Here is a 21009-nt window from a genome sequence, read left to right on the forward strand (position 1 = left end):
GCACTGCCAGAAGAGCCTGGAGGCGCGGCAGCGGTTGGTCCGGGTTCCGGCTCAGCCCAGCACCGTGCCCGAGTTCGCGGTGTTCCGGGTGCGCTTGCGGGAGAACGCGCCCAGGTCGATCTCCAGGCCGGTGCGCGGGGCCCGGAACCGGACGGGCGCCGCGTCGTGGTCGGCGCCGTTCTCCACCCGGTCGATCAGCTCCGTCATCAGCTGCCCCACGACCGGCGCGTTCTTGAACTGGTTGCCGCTCGTGCCGATCGCGACGTAGAAGCCCGCAAGTTCGGTGCGGTCGTAGATCGGCGTCCAATCGTCGGCGACGTCGTAGACGCCGACCACGCCGCGCGCCCGGTTGGGCACCGCCAGGTCGGGCACCCGCCGCGCGGCCCGCGTCACCTGGGCCTCGAAGACCGCGGCCGTCGGGTGGACGTCGACGGTGTCCGGGTCGTCGGTCCACTGCAGCGGATCGCACTCCGGTTCCGTTCCGCCGACGAGCAGGTCCCCGCCGACTTCACCGCGGAAGTACGTGCCCAGGTCCATGTCCGCCACCACCGGCCCGCCGTAGCCCTCCCGGACCGGCACGTGCGCCACTTCCTGTCTCATCGGGCGCAAACCGACCGTGAAGTCGGAACCCACGCCGGCCAACCGGTTCACCGCGCCCGACCACGGACCGGCCGCGTTGACCACGACGGCACAAGGGATCCGCGTGCCGTCCGACAGCCGCACCGACGTCACGCGGCCGCCGGCCTTCTCCACCGCTGTCACCGTGCTGCGGAAGCGGAACTCCGCGCCGCACGCCGAGGCCGCGGCGGCGAGGTTCACGGCGGCGAGGCCCGGGTCCGAGACGTAACCGGCGTCCGGGGTGTACACGCCACCGAGCGAGGTTTTCGCGTCCTCCCAGAATTCCTCGTCGTCGAGCCGCTTCGGCGGCCAATAGCGGCCGGTGTCGATCCCCGGGACGCGCTCGGCCAAGGTCGCGCTGTCCCATTCTTCGTACGGGACACCGATCTCGTCGAACAACGGAAGCCAGGACGCACGCGGAGCCGCCTCGACGTCCAGCATGACCAGCCCGCTCTTGCGGAACACCGCCAGATCGCCGACGTCGTGCCCGAGGTGGCCGGCCCAGTCGAGCCAGCCGAAGTGCGCTTCCCACGCCGTCGCGACCCCGGCGGTGGTGGAGAAGTTGAACCGGACGACCGCACTCGATGCCGAGGTCGATCCCTGGCCGGCCCCCGAGGCCCGGTCGAGCACGATCACCCGGTGCCCCGCCCGCGCCAGCTCGAGGGCGATCGACGCACCGATCACCCCGGCCCCGATCACGACCACCTCGGCACTCGCGCGCTCACCGGGCACGGCAGGTCCTGAGGTAGCTGAGGAACGAGGCCTGCAGGCCGGTCACGTGCGTTTCGCGCAGGACCGCGCTGGTGACGGCTCCGCCGCCGGCGGTCAGCCGGTGCAGGACGGTGGCCGCGTTCTTCGCGAGGTTCTGGTAGACGGCGAGGTCTCCGAGAAGCTCTTGGTCGTTGACCGTCAGGTGGAGCTTGGCGGCGGGCAGGCTGTCACCCAGTTTCTCGAGCATCGCGAAAACCTGGCTGTCTTCACCGACGACACCGGGGCTGCCCGCTCCGATGCTCTCGAAGAGCGTGTTGCCGGTGAGCCAGGCGTAGAGGCTGAAGAGCCCGCCGTAGGAGTAGCCGAAGAGGCCGTGACCGCTCGGAGCCGTGCCGTAGTCGCGTTCGATCCGCGGGTGCAGTTCCTCGGTGAGGAAGCCCAGAAACGCGTCGGCGTGGGTTTCCTTCAATTCGGCGAGGTAGGCGTCGGCTTCCTCGCGGGTCATCGCACCCGTCCGGATTCCCGTCTCCACGGCGTCGACGAACTCCGGGGCGATGGGCTCGCCGGGCGGCACGAGGTCTCGGTTGCGCAGCCGCGCCCAGTGCTGCGCGTCCTCGCCCGCGTAGCCGACGCTGACCTGGATGTACGGCTGGATCTGCTGCATGGGGTCTTTCTGGGTGACGATGAGCGGCGCCGTCATGCCCACGGCCCAGTTGCCGTCGAGCACGTACACGGCGGGCGCTCGCGTCGCGGCGGGGTCGTAGCCCGGTGGCGTGGTGACCCAGACGCCGTAGTCGTGCCCTCCGCCGGAACGCAGCTCGAAGTAGTCGGTGTCGGCGAGGCAGCCCTGCCACATGGTGCTCACCGGAGGTCCTTCACGATTCGGCCGGCCTGCATGACGAGGACGGCATTGGCGGGATCAGCGAACAGCTCCGGGTCTTCGACCGGGTTGCCGTTCCACAACACGAGGTCGGCCTGCGCGCCGGGAGCGATGACCCCGACCCGGCCGGACAGGCCGAGGATCTCGGCGTTGGTCTTGGTGGCCGCCACGAGGGCGTCCATGGGAGTTTCGAGCTTCGCGCGCAGCCTGAGCTCTTCGCCGCGGCGGTCCTGAGCCGGGCCGATGAGGTCGGAACCCAGCCCGATCCGCACCCCGGCTTCCTTGGCGACGGCGAGCGCGTCGGTCATCCGCTCACGAACACCCAGCACCCGATCGCGGGTCGACGCGTCGAGGCCGGCGCCGGCGGTGTCGTACAGCAGCTGCTCGACGACGGCGAACGTGGGCACGAGGGCGACCCCGCGCGTGGCCATCAGGGTGGCCGTGGACTCGTCGAGGTCGGTGCCGTGCTCGACGCAGCGCACCCCGGCTTCGATCGCGTTGCGGATGCCGTCGTTGTTGTGGGCGTGCACCGTGACGTAGGTGCCCCGCGCCGCGGCTTCCTCGACGGCGACGGCGATCTCCTCGACGGTGAACTGGGTGTCGGTCAGCCGGTCGTGCGCGCCGACCACTCCGCCGGTCACGCAGAGCTTCAGGAAGGAGGCCCCGCGACGGAAGGCCTCGCGCACGTTGCGCCGCAGCTCGTCCGCGTTGCCGGACATCATGGACAGGGCGCACAGGCCGGGGAGGTGGTGGTCGCTCCACAGCTCGGTGGGTTCCCACTCGGCTCCGTAGTAGCCGTGCCCGCCGATCTGGCACTGGACCGGTCCGCACGAGAGCACGCGAGGACCTCTGACCTTGCCCTTCGCGATCGTGGTGACGAGGCCGCCGTCGACCCCGCCGGTGTCCCGGACGGTGGTGAAGCCGGCGTCGAGCGTCGCGCCGGCCGTGGCGAAGATGTCCGCCGCGAGCTCGGCGGCGCTGATCCGGAACGAGAACTGCGGCTGGATCGGGCTCGACAATCCCAAGTGGACGTGCGCGTCGATCAGGCCGGGCGTCATCGTCAGGCCGCCGGCATCGAGGCGCTCGCCGCGTTCGCCGGCGGCCCCCACCTGGGTGATGAGCCCGTCTTCGATGCTGACGTCGGCGTCGACCGGGTCGCGCCCCGATCCGTCGACGACCGTCGCACCGACCACTTGACACGGTCCCATGAGTCGTTCCCTCCGCCGGCGCCGGCTCCGACCATGTGGGGGCAACGCGGCGCTTCTTTTCCAATGGATAAACTGTGGGAGTGATCCTGTCAAGCACGGAACGCCGGGGCGACGCACGGGAGCGTCTCCTCGCTCGACTTCTCGACGCCTTCGGCGAGGACCTGCCCGCGCCGGAGGTGTCGCTCCGCGAGATCGCCGTCCGGGCCGATACCAGCCACGCGCTCTTGCGGTACCACTTCGGGTCACTGCCGGGCGTGTTGGCGGCCATGCTCGGGGCGCAGCGCTCCCGTGACAACGAGGTCCTGGTCGAGGCCGCCCGCCAGGGCACGTTCGACGACCTCGTCGTGGCGATCTGGCGGACCTACACGCGCCCGGAGCAGCTGTCGCGGGTCCGAGGGTTCTTCCACGTCGTGGGACTCGCCGCGTACAGCCCCGAGGACTTCCGCGAGTTCATCGACTCGCTCGACGACCTGACCAAGATGCTGGCGTCGCTGGCGGAACGTGAAGGGCTCGACCCTGGGGAAGCGTTGACTTTGGCCACCGTCACTGTTGCCGCGATGCGTGGCCTGCTCTTGCAGGAGGTTTTGACTCCGTCAGCCCACTCGGAGGACTCGGTCGCGTTGATCTTGCGCATGAGCAAACGTTGAGCCCTCGACGTGGTCAGCGACCGCAGCGGTCTACGCGTGGCCAGGGCCAGTCGGTCGCAAGCCAGCGTGCGACGGCCTCGGCGAGCGGTCCGTCGAGGTCTGATTTGTCGGTCCGCACCCAGGACCGCACCGTGACGTCCCATTCGTCGGAGGCTGAGGGATACAGGTAGACGCAACCGATGACGTCGTCGTCACGCGGGTCGAGAACCGTGAAGGTGAAACCGGCGTTCCGCGCGAAGTCGTCGGCGTGACGGCGAAGGTCGGCAAGGTTGGCCTCCGGAGTCATGCCGTCGAGGGGTGGCCAGTTGCGGTGCTGGTAGCCGGGAGTGGCCCGGATGTGCTCGATGCTCGACATCCACGCGGCATGATCGGCGGAATTGTGCTGCGGCCCCAGCGGTTCGAGGCGAAACCGGTCGGTGACAAGCGAGGTCGGCGGATCGAACCCGTCCGGCACGAACTTGTCCGCGGTCATGATCGGAATCGTACTGGGCTTACTGTTCAAAACGAGCCATCGACCCGGTAAGGGGAAGTCACGGCGTCCAAGAGCCGGTGAAGAGCGCCATCTCGACGCGGTCCGGTTCGTCGCCGAATTCGGGACGGGCGGCTTGGTCCGCTGCCCAGTGCAGGTAGGTCAGCCAGGTGCTGGTCCACCAGGCCGCGCGGTACTTCCCGGCCGGCCCTGCCGACATGGGCAGCCGACCCGCTACGACCCGGTCCAGGATCAACGGCTGGATCCCCCCTTTGCCGCGGCGATAGCCGGTGAAGTAGAGCAGCTTCGTGAAGAAGGCAGCTCCGAGACCGGGGAGCTTCGCGGTGGTCGTGAACCGCTCGTAGCAGTCTCCGAGCACGGCCGGGGTGACGGTGTCCGGACGCAGGCCGCCGAGCGCGGCTTCCAGCCGCTCGCCGGCCGGTTCCAGGGTGAGGATGCGGCCGGTCCGATACGGTCCGTACCCGCGGATCCCGTGCCCCAGGCCAATACGCCCGCCGCGAGTTGCACGCTCGAGACGTCCCGCGCACGCCAGCGTTCGGCGAGGGCGAAGACCTCGTTGCGGTAGACCTTCCCGCTCGTGGCGAAGCCCGCCGGCCAGGCGTCCGGAGGTAGTCCGGCTGCCCACCGCGTCGCGTCGACCGGGATCGGACCCGGCTCACCGGGAAGCGCACCATATGACACGAGCACGAAGTCGCCGGGAGGCAGACGTTCATTACATCTCACGGCCTGACCGGACGGTGATCGCCGCTGCGTAGTGGTCGCGGAATACCAGGCCATCAGCGGATATTCGCTCGTTACTTCTGCTCGTGTGCCTTTAGGGTGGCGGCGGTACGGCGACGGCCTGCGTCCGGGGTGTCGTGGTCGCGCGCCGCTGAACGGAGGGTGTCATGCACAAGCTGTTGGTCCTGTATCCCGAGCCCGCCGATCCCGACCACTTCCGCGACTACTACGTCAACAACCATCTCCCGCTGGTCACGCGCATGCCCGGCCTGCTCGCGTGGCGCTACAGCTTCGAAGTGGCGGCCACACAGGGACAGACGCCGTACTTCGCGGTCTTCGAGGCCGAGTTCGCTGACGCCGCCGCAATGACCGCGGCGAGGTCGTCTCCGCAGGGCCTGCAGGTAACTGCCGATGTCGCCAACTATGCCACCGGTGGTGCGGTCGTCATCCACTACCCGGTGCAGAACGGCACCTGCTGAGCCTGGCCCTGAGGCGCCGCCTTATCGGACCCGGGCTCGACGAGGTCGTGACGGCGCTCGGCCTGCGTGCTAGGCGAATTCTGCTGGATCTGGCGTGCGGTCGCGGCGCGTACGGGCTGGAGATCGCGCGGCGCAGCGGCCGCCGGGTTGTCGGAGTCGACTTCTCAGCGGCGGTGGCGATCGAGCACGCTCAGCCTGGCCGAACGAACGCTATGGCAGGAAGCCCTCGCCGCCGACGCCGGTGCTGATCCTGCCATGCGGTCGATGCAAGACGAGGCACGACGGGTCCTCGCGACCTTCGACGGACTGCGACGTGTCCTGGCTACGGCATCCACCCCGGGTCGGCCTGACACGGATGGCGCCGTACCGACATAATCCGTCGCATGCCGTTGTTCGACTACTTCCGCGCACCCGATGCCGACGCCGTGCGACGCGTGCTGGATGCCGATGACGGGTCCACGCCGGTGGGCACCGCGTTCGACGGGATCGAAGCGAAGGGCGTCGATCCGACGGTCGTGCTGGGCCGGATGATCGCCGCGATCCGGCAGGTGCCGTGGAGTTCGGACCTCGTGGACGACCGCCTGGTGTGGCCGGCCGGTGGCGAAGAAGACGCCGACTTCGACGGCCCCTGGGTGACCGAGCTGGGCACTTCGGTCCGCGATGCGCTGGCCCAGGCCGACGATCTGCCTCGCGTGGCGCAGGAGTGGGCACGGATCGAAGAACACGACGTCGACGTCGCGCACGCACAGGAGTTCGTCGAGTCGATCGTCGGACTCGCGCGACGCGCTCGGGAAGCCGGGGAGCTCATGTTCTGCTGGACGAGCCTCTAGCACCCTCACTCACTGCCGACGAACCCCGTCCGGTAAGCGAACACGACCGCCTGCACCCGGTCCCGCAAGTCCAATTTGGTCAGAATGCTGGAAACGTACGTCTTCACCGTTTCGAAGCCGAGCCCCAGCTCCTCGGCGATCTCCGCGTTGGACAAGCCTTTCGCGATCAACCGCAGCACCTCGCGCTCGCGCGGGGACAGGATCGCCGGTGCCCGGCTGTCCGGCGCCGCCGGTCGGACGCGGGTGGCGAAACGGCCGATGAGGCTCCGGGTCACCGCCGGCGCCAGCAGCGACTCGCCCCGGGCGATCGTGCGGATCCCGTTCACCAGTTCGGTCACCGGGGAATCCTTGAGCAGGAACCCGCTCGCCCCGGCGCGCAACGCTTCGTAGACGTACTCGTCGGTGTTGAACGCCGTCACGACGAGCACCTTCGGCGGCCGGGTGGCGCCGGGCCGCGCGATCCGCCGGGTCACCTCGATGCCGTCCGGGCCCGGCAGGTGGATGTCCATGACGACGACGTCCGGGCTCAGGCGCTCGCTCGCTTCGAGCGCCGCCTCGCCGTCGGCGGCTTCGCCGACCACCTCCATGTCCGGCTGGGCCCCGAAAACCGTGGCATAGCCCGTGCGGACGAGTTCCTGGTCTTCGCAGATCAGCACGCGGATGGTCATGCACCACCGGCGATCGGGACCACCGCGCGCAGCCGGAACCGGCCGTCCGGCCGTGCACCCGCCGTCAGCTCGCCGCCGAGGGCCGAGACCCGTGCCCGCAACCCCGTCAGACCGCGCCCGCCGGCGAGCTCCCGCCGGACCCCCACCGAGACCGGGACCGGCGCGGCGGCGTTGGTGACCTCGACCTCGACCCGGCCGTCCAGATAGGCGGTCCGCACCTCGGTCGGCTGCCCGGCGGCGTACTTGACGGCGTTCGTCAGGCCCTCCTGCACCACCCGGTAGACGGCCAGGGAGACGTCGAGGGGGAGGGGCGGCGGATCGCCCGTTTCGGCCAGTTCGACGGGTTGTCCGCTCGCGCGCGTGCGCTCCACCAGGTCCCGCACGGTGCCCTGGACCGACGGCCGCGGTGCGGACTCGCCCGTGGCTTCCAGGACGTCGAGCTGGTGCCGCAGCTCGGCGAGCGCCTGCCGCCCGGTCCCGCCCATCGCCGTGAGCGCCTTGGTGACGCGGTCCGGTGAGCCGACCAGGAACTGCGTGGCGTCGGCCTGCACGACGATGGCGGTGACGTGGTGGGTGATCACGTCGTGCAGCTCCCGCGCGATGCGCGCCCGTTCCGCGGCGGCCGCGGCGGTCGCCGCCGACCGGCGCCGTTCGGACTCTTCCGCCCGCCGGTGCCGGACGAAGGCGCCCAGCACCCACAAGACGACGAAGATCAAGTAGAAGACCGAAAACTCGGTCAGGCGGTCGGGGGAGCCGAGGGCGGTCAAGACGACGCAGAGCACGACGTACGTGGCCGTCGCCAGGCCGGCCGTGGCCTGCCGGAACCGCTCCAGGTACGCGCCGGCGGAATACAGCGCCAGGTACACGGTCACGGTGCTGAACTGCGGCTGGTAGGCGAGCGACTCGTGGACCGCGAAGGCGAGGCCCGTGATCGCCAGGCACGCGGCGGGCCGGGTGCGGCGCACGGCGAGCGGCACCGTCTGCGCCAGCACGAGCACCACTGAAAAGAGGTCGGCGGGCCGCCGCGGCAGGTCGCCGAACTCCGCGCCCATGGTGGCCAGCGCCGGCACGAACGCCAGCACGGTGAACACCACGGCGATCCCTCGGTCCACGACCGCGGCGTCGCAGGCCCGCCACCGGTTCCCGACCGCCTCCAGCCGCTTGCTGACCCACGTCGTCGGCATGGCGCAGAGCCTAGTATCCCCCGTGCGAGCTACCCGCCGATGTCCTCGGAATGGGGAATCGCGTGGTCCGCCGCCCCTTCTAGCTTTTCCGGCAACCCGCATTGTCCGGAACCGAAGGGATCACCCGACATGACCTCCCCAGCCGACGACACGACCGGCGCGACCACCGGCCGCCCGGCACCCTGGTCGCGCCGGTGGCGCTTTCCGTTGCTGCTGGCCGCGATGCTGGTCGTGATGGTCGTCGCGCAACAGCTCACCGTGGCCCTGAGCGGCTTCAGCGTCGTCGACCTCGTCGTCGGCGTGGCCGTCGGCGGTGCCACGCTGTTCTGCTACGCACGGCTGAGCAAGCTCGTCGAACACCGGCGATCCGTGCCGGAGCTCGCGCGTGACCGGGCGCTGCCCGGGCTGCTGGGCGGAATCGCCGTCGGCGCCGGTGCCTTCCTGGCGACGATGCTGATCATCCTCGTCTTCGGCGGCTGGCAGGTCACGGAAGGCGACTCCTGGAAGTTCCTGGCGACGCTCGGCGTCATGGCCTGCGTCGCGGTGACGGAAGAAGTCGTGTTCCGCGGCGTGCTCTTCCGCATCGCCGAAGAGCGGTTCGGGACCTGGCCCGCCCTGGCGATTTCCGCGGTGCTCTTCGGCGCGGTGCACCTGGCCGGAACCTCCGAAACCGGCACGGGCGCGATGGTGTGGGGCGCCACCGCCATCGTCCTGCAAGGCGGCATCCTGCTCACTGCCGCCTACATCGCCACCCGCGCGCTCTGGATGCCGATCGGCGTCCACTTCGCCTGGAACGTCGCCGAGGCGGGGTTCGGCACGGCGGTGTCGGGCAAGTCGAGCGAGTTCGGCGGCCTGGTCCACACCGCGTTGTCCGGGCCGCCGGCGCTGACCGGCGGCTCCTTCGGCCCGGAAGCGGGGGTGGCCGGCATCCTGTCCTGCCTCGTCGCCGCGGCGTTCCTGCTGCGCTCGGCGATCCGCAAAGGCCGGATCACCGCTCGCTAAACCAGAACCGGTGCGATGGCTTCCTCGGCGAACGCGCGGAAGGTGGTCGGCGTGGTGTTCTCGGCGGTGCGCGGGATCGCGTTGTTGATGCCGCGTTCGCCGACGAGGAACTGTTCGACGGCAGCGCGTTCCCGGCCTCGTACCGGACGGCGGCATGGTGAACCCGGCCGGGATCGTGCCCGAGACGACGCCGTTCCGGATCGAGGCCACCTGCCGGAGGATGTTGTCCATGAAGCTGGGCAGGGCCAGGGCGCGCACGTGCGCGCCGGTGCTGCGGAAGAGGTCTTCCATCGCGTGCGACGCGGAGATGTGGCCGGCGTAGATCTGCGACCCGCGCCCGAGCGCGGAGATGACCACGACCCGCGGGACCGCGTGGCGTACGACGGCGTCGGCGCCCGGGATGGAGGCGCTGACGTACGCCTCCTAAAGACTGCTCGCCGGGGGGCCGCCGGCATGAGCCAGAACAGTGCGTCGGCGCCGTCGAGGGCGTGCTCCAGGACGTCGCGATCGCGATGCGACCCGACGACGACCTTCGAGCGGACCACCATGGACGCGAGTTTCCGCGCGCGCGGAAACGTCGAAGCGTTCCTTGTACGCGCACTTCCCGACCAAGGACGAGCTGTTCCTCGCGGTCGTCGAGCGCGTCCGCACCCTGTTCGGGCGCGGATGCGCACGCCCGCCGAGTACGCCGACCACGCGGCGGAAGCGGTCGTGCGCTACTGCGGGCGCTTCCTACAGCTGCCGCGGTGGTCGTCGGTCGCCCGGATGCTCCGGCTGGGCATCGCCGAGGCCGACCGGCTGCCGGACCTGGCGGCGGGCTTCTACGACGTCCTCTTCGGGACCACGGCCCGCGAGCTCGACCTCGACCGGATCGCGCAGCTCTTCCGCAGGGTGCTGCCGCCGTCGGCGTCGGTGGATTAGAAGTCCATCTCGCTTCGCGCCGGCGAGACTTGCGTCCTATTGCGCGACGCGGCATTTCATGGCTTATGAGGTGGAGCCGGCCTACGGCGCCCCGGGTGATCTTCGTTGCGCGAATCCGAATTTCGTGCCCGCAATGGCTTCTCGATAGCTTCGCATTCATGAAATGGAGCTATCAGACGGCCGAAGAACTCGTTTCCGCGTTGCGCGCCGGTGCGGTGACTTCAGCGGAACTGACCGACGAGGCGATCGCCCGCATCGAGCGCGACGACGAGGTGGTCAACGCGATCTGCGTACCGGACTTCGACCGGGCACGCGCCGCCGCGCGCCAGGCCGACCAGGCACGCGCGCGGGGTGAGGACCGGCCGCTGCTCGGCGTTCCGGTGACGGTCAAGGAGTCCTACGACGTCGCCGGGCTGCCCACGACCTGGGGCATGCCCCCGCATCGGGACCACGTGCCGGCCGAGGACGCGGTGCAGGTGTCGCGGCTCAAGGCCGCGGGCGCGGTGGTGCTCGGCAAGACCAATGTCCCACTGGGACTGCAGGACATCCAGAGCTTCAACGAGATCTACGGGACCACCACCAACCCGTGGGATCCCGGCCGCACCTCGGGCGGTTCGTCCGGCGGGTCGGCGGCGGCCCTGGCGTCCGGGTTCGGCGCGTTGTCCATCGGCTCCGACCTCGCCGGCTCGCTGCGCACCCCCGCGCACTTCTGCGGCGTCTACGCGCACAAGCCGACGCTCGGGCTGGCGGCCGGCCGCGGCATGGTCGCGCCGTCCGAGCCGGCCCTGCCGGTCGACCTCGACCTCGCCGTCGTCGGCCCGATGGCGCGCAGTGCCCGCGATCTCACGCTCCTGCTCGACGTCATGGCCGGACCGGACCCGCTGACGTTCGGCAAGGCGCACCGCTTGGCACTGCCGCCGGCCCGCCACGAGCGGCTCGCCGATTTCCGGGTCCTGGTCCTCGACGAACACCCGCTCATCCCGACCAGCGCCGCCGTCCGGGCGGCCGTCAACCGGGTGGCCGCCGCGCTCGCCGACGGCGGCGCCCGCGTCGAACGGCGCAGTCCGCTGCTGCCCGATCTCGCCGAAGCCGCAGCGCTGTACATGAAGCTGCTGATTTCGGGCTCGGTCGCGCGATTCCCGATCGAGCAGCTGCCGACCCTCAGCGCGGACGACGTAAGTCTCGACGCGGTGCGGGTGCGCGCCCTGGACTTCACCCACCGCGAATGGTTGGTGGCGAACAACGACCGCGAGGCCCACCGCCACGGCTGGCGGCAGCTGTTCGCCGAGTTCGACGCGGTGGTCTGCCCGATCACGCCGACGCCGGCGTTCCCGCACGACCACCACCCCAATCCACTGGAGCGGCGCATCGACATCGACGGCGTGGAGTACCCGTATTTCGACCAGCTCGTCTGGGCGGGCTTGGCCACCATGCCCGGGTTGCCCGCCACTGCCATCCCCGCGGGCCGGTCCCCCGAGGGCCTGCCGGTCGGGGTGCAGCTCATCGGCCCGGCGTTCGAGGACCGCACCCCGCTGCGGCTGGCGGAACTGCTCGAGCAGCGGATCGGTGGCTTCCGGGAACCGGCCGCCTTGACTCTCAAGCAGGTCGAGATCGCATAGTGGCGGGTATGAACGAGCTGTATCCCATCGGCGATGTCGCCCGCCGCACCGGTTTGAGTGTGAGCGCGATCCGGTTCTACGCCGACGAAGGCGTCGTCGCGCCCACCAGTCTCACCGAAGGCGGCTTCCGGCAGTACGACGTGCACGCCATCGCCCGGCTCGAACTCGTGCGCACCCTGCGTGACCTCGGCGCGAGTCTGGCCGACATCCGCCGGGTGCTGGCCGAGGAGAGCACGCTGCAGGACCTGGCCGTCAGGCACCTGCGGCTGGTCGAGGACCAGCTGCGGCAGTTCCGCGCACGCCGCGCGGTGCTGCGGACCATGGTGCGGCAGCACACCACCACGGAACAGGTGAGCTTGATGCACAAGCTCGTGTCGATGTCCGACGACGACCGCGACGAGCTCATCAGCCGGTTCTGGGACTTCGTGACCGACGGTCTGGACGTCCACCCCGGCTACCTGGAACGGCTGCACAACCGGCGTCCGCACCTGCCGGAAGAGCCGTCCACCGAGCAGCTCGAGGCCTGGATCGAACTCGCCGAGATCGTGCAGGACGACGGGTTCCGCGCGGAGCTGCGGGCTTATTTCCACCGCGCCTTCGGCACCGAGCAGGGCAAGCTGATGGCCACGCCGGAGATGCTGGCCCGCGCCGAGCGGCGTCGGGTCCTCTACCTGGAAGCGCAGGCGGCGCAGCAGGCAGGCGTCCCGGCGGACTCCGCGCAGGCCCGGGACATCGCCGAGCGGATGGTGGCCGACTCGGCCGGTTTCGTCGCGGCCATGACGGGTGACCACGACATCGAAAAGGCCCGCCGCACCATGGCCGGCTTCGACCGGACCAGATCGGCGCAGAGGCGCGCCCAGCTGACCGGGACGAACCTGATGGCCAGGTACACCACGCTCGTGGCGACGATCAACGGAACCCCCAAGCCGGACCCGGACAAGACGGCGGCGGTCCAGGAATGGATGGCGGCCGCCTTGCGCCAGGACACGACCTGAGACCACCGGCCGTATGCGCCGCTGGTGACCCAGGTTCCCGAACGCTGGCCGGTGTCCTCCACGAAGACGATGGGCCAGCTGTCTCACGCGGACCTCATTCCGGAGCAAGGCAGATACGCGACGCCCGTTCGCGGACGTCGGCGTCCGGATGCTCGCGCAACTCCAGCACCAGCTCGCGCCACGGACCTGACCATCCGGTGCGCGGGCCGGCCTGGCTCGCGATACCCGCGGCCAGCGACGCCTCCGCCGGGCCCGCGGTGAGGGCCCGAGCGGTGCCGAACAGCTCCGGCCGGTCCGGGTCGTGGCCGGCCAGCCAGGCCGTCAGCCGGTCCGCCGCCTGCCAAGCCAGTGCCGGGCGGTCGGCGAGGGCGGCGAGCCGGCGGACGGCCGGCAGCGGGTCGCCGCGGCGGGGGAGGGCGGCGATCGCCAGCGTCAGCGCGTCCGTCCGGAACTCCGTCCGTTCCGCCAGCGTTGTCGACAGCCGCTCCGCCGCGTCGCGCATCGTCTCGCCGCTGCCGTCCACGCGGGGCGCGAAACGGGTGACGATGTAGCGCAATCGTTGGCGCGCCGGCTGGTCACGTCCCTCGATGACGACGTCGTCCAGTCCGGTGAGCGTCGTGACCATCGCGTGCAACGGCGCCGGGTCGCCGGTGATCGTGCCCGCCGCCAGCACCGCCTCGACCGTCGACTGCCACGTCGCCGTGCTGGTCAAGTCGCCGATCCGGGCGACCAGCGCGGCGGGCCCCTCGCGGTCCCAGGCACTCCACGCCGGCCAGGCGGCCAAGCCGATCTGCGCGGTGTCCGGGTCGGCGTCGGTCGCCACGCTCCGGACCAGCTCGCCGAAGCGCGCACGGTACTGCTCGGCGATGGTCGCCGGGGCGGCTTCGGTCAAGGCCGTGGCCACCGCGGCCATCGAGGTCGCTTCGGTGAGCCACTGCCACGCGCGTTCGTCCTCGAGCAGCCGGCGCGCGGCCGACACGATCGCGCGGCGGAGGTCCCGGTGCAGGTCCGGAGCCGCCCACAGCGCCGCCAGCTCGCCGGCCGCGTCCGGCACGCGGTGCTCGGCCAGCAGCCGGATCGCCTCCTTGCGCGCCGTCACCTTCTTGCCGGCGAGCACGGGACGGAGGGCGGCGCCCAGCTCGGCCGGCGGGACTGTCCGGGCGGCTCGCGCGGCCGCGTACACCGCGACCCGGGCGCGGTCGGTGTCGGCGTAGCCGAGCAACGTGCCCAGCGCGTCACCGGGCCGGTCGGTCCAGGCCAGCCCGGCCAGCGCCGCCTCGACCACGGTGACCTCGTCGTCCTGGAGGAACGGCCGCACGTCGTCGACGGCGGCGCCGGGCAGGCCCGCCAGGCGCCGCACGGCCGACGCCCGCTCCCAGACCGGCTTGCGGGGCACGGTGGCGAGGTCGGCCAGCAGGTCGGCGTACCGGGCGACCTGACGCGGCAGCCAGTGCCGCAACGCCCCGCCGAACATCGGCACCAGCCGGACGCCCCGCGCGACGAACCGGCCGTGCGGCGGCCGGTCCAGCACGCGGTCGAGCAGGTCGGTCCGGCGTCCGCTGATCGCGTTCGCGACGGCGGTCACGGTGATCGTGGACGGGTCGCGGCGCAGCACCGTCTCGACGCGTTCGTCCCGGGTCGCGGGCGGCGCCAGCCACAGCTCGATCGCCCACCGCACCGTGCTGTCGTCGGCCGCGCGGGTCGCGTCCCCCACGGCGGCTTGCAGGTCGGGCATCGCCCACGCGCGCCGTCGCAGACCCGCGGCCAGGGCCAGGACCAGGTCGTGGCGGCCGGCGCGGGCGTCGGCGGCGATGCGCGGCCGCAGCGCGGACCACACGGCGTGCTCGGCGCCGCGGGGGAGGTCCCGGTCGAGCCGGTACTGGGTGAGGGTGCGCGCGTGACCACCGGACAGCTGCAGGATCCGCAGCCCGCACTCAAGCAGCTCGGGCCGGGCTGTGAGGGTTCCCTGGCGGACGAGGGTGGTGGCCACGGTGCCGACCGCCTGCCGGGTGCCCCACGACGCGTCCCTGGCCTGGACGGCGTCGGTGGCCAGCTTGACCATTGTGGACGGATCGGCCGAGCGCAGCAGCCAGCCCGGAACCGCGGCGACGGCCGCGAGCGCGGCGTGGCGGACCGGGTCCTGCTCGTTGGGCAGCCGGGTCAGCGACGTCAGCACCCGGGCGACGACGCCGGGGTCCCGGGTCGCGGCCGCCGCGCCGATCAGCAGCGAGTAGCCGGTGGCGCGCTCCCCGGCGGCCGGCCGGGCCGTCTCGGCGCGCAGGCGGGGCTCGGCTTCGGCCCACGGCAACCGGGCGGTCGCCTCCAGCCGCAGCGCGGGGTGGTCGGCCACGGGGCGGGTGGCGAGCAGCCGGCGGGCTTCCTCGTGCCGCGACCGCCACGGCAGGACGTCGAGCAACGCGGTCGGCAGCCCGGCCTGCCGGAGCGTTCGTTCGCCCAGCGCTCCACTCAGGACGGTCGTGCGCCGCGCGGGCGGGAGCCCGCGCACCAGCGCCGTCAACCGGGGCACGTCGGCGAGGAAGGTCCGCGCGAGCGCGGTCAGGGACTCGTCCGACGCCCGCCGCAGAGCGCGCTCGATACCGCGGCCCGGCCGGAACCGGATGCGCCGCGCGGAATCGGCGAGGATGGCGACGACCCGGTCGGGATCGGCCGCGACCGCCGTGGCCAGCCAGCTGTCCGCGCCGGCCGGCAGCCCGGTCGGCGGCCCCGAGTGCGCGAGCAGGTCGACGATCCCACCGGCGTCGTGCTCGACCAGGTGCGCGAGTGCGGGAGCGAACCGCGCCCACACGGCGGTGCGGCCGGTGCCGGCGGCGTCGGTCAGCCGGCGGCGCAGGTACGCGAGCACGACGGCGGGGTGCCGACGGGCCAGCGCGGCGAGGTTGGGTACGGCGAAGTCCAGTTCCGGCAACAGGGCCGTCACGGTGCCGGCATCGCAGGCAGCCAGGATGGCGGCGGCTTCGTGGTCGCCGAAGCGGGCGCGGACCGGGGGCAGCAGGGCCTCGGCCCATTCGGTGGCGCCGGTGGCGCGTACCGCGCGGTAGAGGGTGTGCCGCCAGGCGGGCGGGGCGGTCGGCAGCGCCGCGAGGAGGACGTCGAGGTGCCGGCCGTGGCGGGCGCAGTGATTCATCACCAAGCCGGCGACCCGGGCATCGGCCGCGACGAGGCAGTGACGCAGGTGCGTGTCGTCGCCCGCGATGACGGCCATCGTCGCGGCCCAGGCGCGCGGAAGCCCGGGGACGGCGTCCAGTTCCGCGAGCAGAGCGGACAGCTGCGGGGAACCGGCCAGCGCGCGGGCGGTGTCGGCGAAGACCCGCCGCCGTGCCGGTGCGGCCAGCGGATCGATCCGGGCGAGAAGGGCGCGCATGTCCATTCCGGCGATTGTTCCCGATCATGGTGCTTCGACCAACGCAATTCCGCTCGCCAGAACGTCGTTGCGGGTGTCGGCGGCCTGGGTCATGATCACGCCGTGGAACTCGACTGGTGGTACTTCCGCCGGCTGTACGAAGGCTTGCTCGAGCACGACGACGGCGCCGGTGGCTGCCGGGCGTACCTGAGTGACCAGCGGTCGGCGGCAGCCGACCACCTGGCCGCGTTGGCACCGCTCCGCAAGCGGGAACGGGTGCCTGCCGCCGGGGACGACGAGCAGCCGTGGCGGATCATGAAGCTGTACGGGCTCAGCCGGGTCAGCGACTACCTGATCGAGCGGTTCGGCGGTCAAGGCGAGCACGCGGAGTTCTTCTCGGCCATCGGACTGACGCCGTTCGAGCACGCCGAGTCGTTTTCCCCGTTCCACCACGAGATCTCCGCCGTGGTGCAGGACCCGTCGGCGACCGGCGTGACCGTGGAGGAAGTGCTGTGGCCCGGCTTGTGGTTCGGCGACCTGCTGTTCAGCCGCGCCGGTGTCCGGGTGCGGGCCCCGCAGCACCTCGTCGACGCCACCGTGACCACGACGTCGACGCTGTACTTCACGTTTCGCCGCGGGCAGCGCCCGACCTCCGACCTGTCCCACGGCTGGGGTTCGAACTCCCAGTGGGGGACCAGTTTTCCCCGGTTCTACTCCGACCAGGACGGCCTGCACTTCAACTGGGACGGCGAGGTGGACATCGGCGCCGATCCTCCGGCGCTTCGCGCGGGGTGGTCCGAGGAGGAGACGGAGCCGCTGGACGAGCGCCGAGAACTGTTGCTGCACCGCTGTTTCGTCCGCGGGCCGCTGCCGGCGGACGAAAGTGATCGGTACCCGTTCGACGACCGGCTCAGCCTGACCTCCGCGGAGTGGCCGCTGCGCCCGGGGTCGATCGTGGACGCCCAACCCGATCAGAAGCCCGAAGGGTGGGCGGAGAGCCAGTTGGTGTGACGGTGTTTCAGGTCGTCGCGTTCACCGGTTGCGGGCAGCAGGACGTCGGCGCCTCCGTCGTAGGGGTGATGAACGCGGTCGAAGACAAGGCTCGTGATCATCACACCGGCGGTGACGTAGTCGGCGGCGGCGCGAAGCAGGTTGTCCACGAGGCCGGGTCGCCAAGGCCGACGGCTGGCGTAAAGGTGGGTGTAGGTGATGAAATCCGGCTCGGTTTCGTCTTCGTCGGTGAGCAGGGACGTCCAGTGGCCGGCGCCCGGGTTCCAGAACGCGTGTTGTGCCGACAGCGGTGGGGGTTCGGCCGCGTCCGACCAGTCGGCGGTGATGATCCGGACTTCCCGGCCGTCGAACAGTTCGAGCAAAACGGTGTAGCGGTGGAGCACGATGTCGTACCCTGCCGTACCGACCGGATGGTATGTTGACCCGGTGATCGAAACGGCGCGGCGGACCTGGCGATTGCTCGAGCCTTACCACGGAATGATCTACTTCGCCCCGGAAGCCGTTGCCGCGTACGGGGAACTCGGTCTCCGCGGCCGCGCCGGCTACTTCGCGTCGAGGTCCGCGGCGCTCGGCGCGGTCCCGGCGCCGGTCGTCGTCGCCACCTTCTACAACTTCAACCCGGTCCTCGTCGAGGAGTCGATCGCCGGCGTCTGGTCCGTGACCGACCCGGCCGCGGTCATCGCCGCCCGCTACGCCGCGGCCGATCAGGCCCTGCGCGGCACCCTGGGCGACGCGATCACCTCACCCGAGATGAGCCGAGCCGCCGCCCTCCTGCGCACGGCCGCCGAGACGGTCACCGGCGACGTCACCGGCCGTCCCCTGTTCGCCGCGCACGCGGCCCTGCCGTGGCCCACCGAACCCCACCTGGTCCTGTGGCACGCGCAGACCCTGTTGCGCGAGTACCGCGGCGACGCCCACGTGGCCGCTCTGCTGACGGCCGGCCTCAGCGGCGTCGAAGCTCTCGTCACCCACGCCGCCTCCGGTGCCGTCCCCGCCGAGACCCTGCGTACGTCCCGGGCGTGGTCCGAGGCGGACTGGAGCGGAGCGATCACCGGCCTCCGTGAGCGGGACTGGCTCACCGGCGACGCCGACCTGATGTTCACCCCCGCCGGCGCGGCCCGCCGAGCGGAGATCGAGAAAGCGACCGACGAGAACAGCGTGACTCCCTACGCGCACATCGGCGAGTCCGCCTGCGCCGAGCTGCAAGACCTGGTGCGTCCGTTCAGCCGGGCGCTCGCCGAGAAACTCATGCCCTGGGCACTCGCGAGGCAGTAGCAGCGGAACGCACGCTTCTCGGCAGGCTTTTGTCGAGATGACCGACTCGTACGCCTGATCAAGCTGCCGTGGATGACCGGCCCGGCTCACCGCTCACGACAGCCCTGGGCGTCCGGCTGCCGATGGACACGGCGACGGCCGCGCCGACGAGGCAAACGATGGATGTGATCAGGAAGATCGCCCGGTACTCCGTCAGCAGCGCCTCACGGACCGCGCCGAGGTAGTCGGCGAGTGCTCGGTCGTAGGCCGGCGCGGACGGGAACAGGATCCGCAGCGGTGGGTTCAGCGATGCGGTCAACGTGTGGAAGTAGTGCAGGCCGAAGGCGGACACGGCAGCGACGCCGACCAGCATGCCGGTCATCCGCGCGACCACGACGGCAGCCGACGCGACGCCGTGCTGGGCGCGCGGCACGGCACGCAGCGCGACGGCCGATAGCGGGGCGATGACCAGGCCGAGCCCCAGTCCGGCCAGCGCCAGGTCGACGTCTAGGCGCGGGAGCCCCAGCGCGGACTTGGCCGCGAGAACGTCGGCGGGCCAGCGGGACATCAGCAGGTAGCCGCCGGCGGCGATCAGCATTCCGGCGCCGGCGATCCAGCGTTCGCCGATCCGCGTGGCGAGCACGCCGCCGAGCAGCGCGCCGACCGGCAGCGCGACCAGGAACCTCAGGAGGAGTTCAACGCTGCCGCCGTCGTCGCGCCCGAGCAGTGTCTGGGCGAACAGGTCGACGTCGACCAGCGTGATCATCAACGCCGCCCCCGCGGCGACGCTCGTCCCGAGCGCGGTGAGGAACGGCCGCAGTGACACGTTCGCCGTGTCGATGAGCCGGACCTTGGCGCGCGATTCCCACCAGAGGAACGCGGCCAGGCTGAGCCCGGCGCCGATCAGGAACGGCACTCCCCACGACGGCAGCACCTGCTCGCGAGGGTTCGGGTTGTCCAAGCCGATGACGAGCAACGCCAGCGTGAGCGCCAGCAGCAGGACACCGACGAGGTCCACGCGCGGCCGCTCGGCGGGTTTGCCGCCCCGGACGGAAACCTGCACCGCGACGGCGGCCAGCACGGTCAGCGGGACGTTCACCCAGAACACGCCACGCCAGCCGGTCACGGCGGCCAGCCCGATGCCGTAGAGCGGCCCGAGCACACTGCCGAGCTCCTGCGCGGCGCCGACCGCCCCCAGCACGGCGGAGCGGCGGTTCCCCGGCCACAGATCCGCGGCCAGCGCGAGGGTGACCGGGAGCAGCGCGCCCCCGGCGGTTCCCTGGATCACCCGGCCCGCGACCAGGACCGGGACCGTGCCGGCCAGGGCGGTGACGATCGACCCGGCGAGGAAGCCGCCGAGGCAGGCCTGCAGCAGCAGCTTGCGGCCGAACCGGTCGGAGAACTGGCCGAGCAGCGGCATCGCGGCCACGTAGCCGAGCAGGTAGCCGGTGATGACCGGCGTGACGATCTCCAGCCGGTTCACCGGAACGCTCAGGTCGTCGATGATCTGCCGCAGCAGGCCGACCACGACGTAGGTGTCCAGGGCGCCGAGCAGCACGGCGAGACCGCCGGCGCCGACCGCGAGCGCGCGGCCGCCGCGCACGCCGTTCAGCCCGGTCACGCCGGCGCGGTGATGGTGACCGGCTTGTCCACGTCGGACAGCGTGACGTCCACGCTGGCGCCGCCCGGGTACCCCAGCGAAGCCTTGACCGGCAGGTGGCCGCCGTCCTGGCGGAGCCAGAAGGTGGCGTTCGCGTCCGAGGACACCCCGGGCACCAAGGCGGCCAGCGCGTCCTTCGGCACCGTTCCGGTCACGCGGTACGTCGGCGTGCCGTTGACGTCTTCCTTCCCGTCCGTCTTCGGGTTCTGGACCGAGGACAGCACCTTCGGGATGCCGCGCTGCGGGTCGAGGATCGCGGACGGGTCGTAGATCGAGGAGCTCAGCGCCGCGGGGATCTGCTGGAACCCGCCGGTGGGCCCCTTGATGTACAGCGAGCCGTTCACCAGGACGAACTGGGCGTCGACGACCTGGCCCAGCAGCTCCAGCGTGCCGGTGCCCTTCGCGCCACCGCCGTTGGCCTTGGTCAGGTCACCGTCGAGGCTGTGCACGCTGAGGCCCGGCACGCTGCCGTTGACCTTCATCGTGAAGTGCGTGCTGGTGACGCCGCCCGTGGCCGTGGCGCTGTCTTTGAGCAGGGCACCGGCTTCGGGCAGCGACGCGTCGCCGCTCGAGGAGCAGCCGGTGACGATCGCCGCGCTCAGGGCCACCAACGCGAGCAGGGTGCGCCGCAGAATCATGTGTGCACCCTAGAGCAGGAGCCACCCCTCAGCACGAACCGCCTCGCGACCGGGGACCGGACAGAGCCGGTCGTGGAGCCACGGGTGACCGGTTGACGTGCAGTGGCTCGGCA

General features: G+C 71.4%; 19 protein-coding genes and 2 pseudogenes. 10 read left to right on the forward strand and 11 right to left on the reverse strand.

Annotation, left to right across the window (positions count from 1 at the left end; genetic code table 11):
* Positions 1-51 precede the first annotated feature (51 nt).
* From ACZ7OH_RS46405 to ACZ7OH_RS46415, 3 genes are read right to left on the reverse strand one after another with little or no spacing between them, the layout of a single operon-like run.
* Complete coding sequence (locus tag ACZ7OH_RS46405; protein WP_470286767.1) at positions 52-1350, reverse strand: NAD(P)/FAD-dependent oxidoreductase; 1299 nt, start codon at positions 1348-1350, stop codon at positions 52-54.
* A complete protein-coding gene (locus tag ACZ7OH_RS46410) occupies positions 1340-2194 on the reverse strand; it encodes an alpha/beta hydrolase (RefSeq protein WP_470286768.1) in 855 nt (284 codons plus the stop codon). Before ACZ7OH_RS46410 ends, ACZ7OH_RS46405 begins: the two co-directional genes overlap by 11 nt.
* Complete coding sequence (locus ACZ7OH_RS46415) at positions 2191-3417, reverse strand: metal-dependent hydrolase family protein (protein WP_470286769.1); 1227 nt, start codon at positions 3415-3417, stop codon at positions 2191-2193. Before ACZ7OH_RS46415 ends, ACZ7OH_RS46410 begins: the two co-directional genes overlap by 4 nt.
* Before the next feature lie 74 nt (positions 3418-3491).
* Here ACZ7OH_RS46415 and ACZ7OH_RS46420 point away from each other — a divergent pair, with 74 nt between their 5' ends.
* Positions 3492-4064 carry a TetR/AcrR family transcriptional regulator gene (locus tag ACZ7OH_RS46420; RefSeq protein ID WP_470286770.1) on the forward strand — a complete coding sequence of 191 codons (573 nt, stop codon included), beginning with the start codon at positions 3492-3494 and terminating at the stop codon, positions 4062-4064.
* A 13-nt stretch (positions 4065-4077) separates the two neighbouring features.
* Here ACZ7OH_RS46420 and ACZ7OH_RS46425 read toward each other — a convergent pair whose 3' ends face one another.
* Both ACZ7OH_RS46425 and ACZ7OH_RS46430 read right to left on the reverse strand, forming a co-directional pair.
* Positions 4078-4536: a GNAT family N-acetyltransferase gene (locus tag ACZ7OH_RS46425; RefSeq protein ID WP_470286771.1), complete on the reverse strand. Its 459-nt coding sequence runs from the start codon at positions 4534-4536 to the stop codon at positions 4078-4080.
* Between the two features lie 58 nt (positions 4537-4594).
* Positions 4595-5331, reverse strand: a pseudogene (locus ACZ7OH_RS46430) (8-oxoguanine DNA glycosylase OGG fold protein).
* Positions 5332-5441: 110 nt separating this feature from the next.
* Here ACZ7OH_RS46430 and ACZ7OH_RS46435 point away from each other — a divergent pair.
* Together ACZ7OH_RS46435 and ACZ7OH_RS46440 are read left to right on the forward strand one after the other, a co-directional pair.
* Positions 5442-5753, forward strand: coding sequence for an EthD family reductase (locus tag ACZ7OH_RS46435; protein WP_470286772.1), 312 nt, complete (start codon positions 5442-5444; stop codon positions 5751-5753).
* 383 nt (positions 5754-6136) lie between these two features.
* Positions 6137-6583: a hypothetical protein gene (locus tag ACZ7OH_RS46440; protein ID WP_470286773.1), complete on the forward strand. Its 447-nt coding sequence runs from the start codon at positions 6137-6139 to the stop codon at positions 6581-6583.
* A gap of 5 nt (positions 6584-6588) precedes the next feature.
* Here the strand turns inward: ACZ7OH_RS46440 and ACZ7OH_RS46445 are convergent, their stop codons facing one another.
* Together ACZ7OH_RS46445 and ACZ7OH_RS46450 are read right to left on the reverse strand one after the other, a co-directional pair.
* Complete coding sequence (locus tag ACZ7OH_RS46445) at positions 6589-7251, reverse strand: response regulator (RefSeq protein ID WP_470286774.1); 663 nt, start codon at positions 7249-7251, stop codon at positions 6589-6591.
* Entirely contained in the window at positions 7248-8435 is a 1188-nt protein-coding gene (locus tag ACZ7OH_RS46450) for a sensor histidine kinase (RefSeq protein WP_470286775.1), read from the reverse strand. The genes ACZ7OH_RS46445 and ACZ7OH_RS46450 overlap by 4 nt, the downstream gene beginning before the upstream one ends.
* A 129-nt stretch (positions 8436-8564) precedes the next feature.
* Here ACZ7OH_RS46450 and ACZ7OH_RS46455 point away from each other — a divergent pair, with 129 nt between their 5' ends.
* From ACZ7OH_RS46455 to ACZ7OH_RS46475, 5 genes and pseudogenes are all read left to right on the forward strand, one after another.
* Positions 8565-9437, forward strand: coding sequence for a lysostaphin resistance A-like protein (locus ACZ7OH_RS46455; RefSeq protein WP_470286776.1), 873 nt, complete (start codon positions 8565-8567; stop codon positions 9435-9437).
* Positions 9438-9903: 466 nt separating this feature from the next.
* Positions 9904-10035: pseudogene (locus ACZ7OH_RS46460) on the forward strand (hypothetical protein); the annotation flags it as partial.
* 68 nt (positions 10036-10103) lie between these two features.
* Positions 10104-10358 carry a hypothetical protein gene (locus tag ACZ7OH_RS46465; protein WP_470286824.1) on the forward strand — a complete coding sequence of 85 codons (255 nt, stop codon included), beginning with the start codon at positions 10104-10106 and terminating at the stop codon, positions 10356-10358.
* 158 nt (positions 10359-10516) lie between these two features.
* On the forward strand, positions 10517-11977 hold the full coding sequence (locus ACZ7OH_RS46470; protein WP_470286777.1) for an amidase: 1461 nt from the start codon (positions 10517-10519) through the stop codon (positions 11975-11977).
* An 8-nt stretch (positions 11978-11985) separates the two neighbouring features.
* Entirely contained in the window at positions 11986-12972 is a 987-nt protein-coding gene (locus tag ACZ7OH_RS46475; RefSeq protein WP_470286778.1) for a MerR family transcriptional regulator, read from the forward strand.
* Between the two features lie 94 nt (positions 12973-13066).
* On the opposite strand, the gene ACZ7OH_RS46480 is transcribed toward ACZ7OH_RS46475, so the two are convergent.
* Complete coding sequence (locus ACZ7OH_RS46480; RefSeq protein WP_470286779.1) at positions 13067-16360, reverse strand: hypothetical protein; 3294 nt, start codon at positions 16358-16360, stop codon at positions 13067-13069.
* Between the two features lie 96 nt (positions 16361-16456).
* Here ACZ7OH_RS46480 and ACZ7OH_RS46485 point away from each other — a divergent pair, with 96 nt between their 5' ends.
* Positions 16457-17344 carry a hypothetical protein gene (locus ACZ7OH_RS46485; protein ID WP_470286780.1) on the forward strand — a complete coding sequence of 296 codons (888 nt, stop codon included), beginning with the start codon at positions 16457-16459 and terminating at the stop codon, positions 17342-17344.
* Here the strand turns inward: ACZ7OH_RS46485 and ACZ7OH_RS46490 are convergent.
* Entirely contained in the window at positions 17305-17727 is a 423-nt protein-coding gene (locus tag ACZ7OH_RS46490) for a DUF3885 domain-containing protein (RefSeq protein WP_470286781.1), read from the reverse strand. The genes ACZ7OH_RS46485 and ACZ7OH_RS46490 overlap by 40 nt on opposite strands.
* A 43-nt stretch (positions 17728-17770) precedes the next feature.
* Here ACZ7OH_RS46490 and ACZ7OH_RS46495 point away from each other — a divergent pair, with 43 nt between their 5' ends.
* Entirely contained in the window at positions 17771-18619 is an 849-nt protein-coding gene (locus ACZ7OH_RS46495) for an SCO6745 family protein (protein ID WP_470286782.1), read from the forward strand.
* A gap of 58 nt (positions 18620-18677) precedes the next feature.
* Here the strand turns inward: ACZ7OH_RS46495 and ACZ7OH_RS46500 are convergent, their stop codons facing one another.
* Positions 18678-20219: an MFS transporter gene (locus tag ACZ7OH_RS46500; protein ID WP_470286783.1), complete on the reverse strand. Its 1542-nt coding sequence runs from the start codon at positions 20217-20219 to the stop codon at positions 18678-18680.
* The gene (locus ACZ7OH_RS46505; RefSeq protein WP_470286784.1) at positions 20216-20896 is read right to left on the reverse strand and encodes an LppX_LprAFG lipoprotein; all 681 of its coding nucleotides are present in this window, start codon (positions 20894-20896) and stop codon (positions 20216-20218) included. Before ACZ7OH_RS46505 ends, ACZ7OH_RS46500 begins: the two co-directional genes overlap by 4 nt.
* Between the last annotated feature and the right edge of the window lie 113 nt (positions 20897-21009).

The organism is Amycolatopsis sp. NPDC114478 (assembly GCF_055633805.1).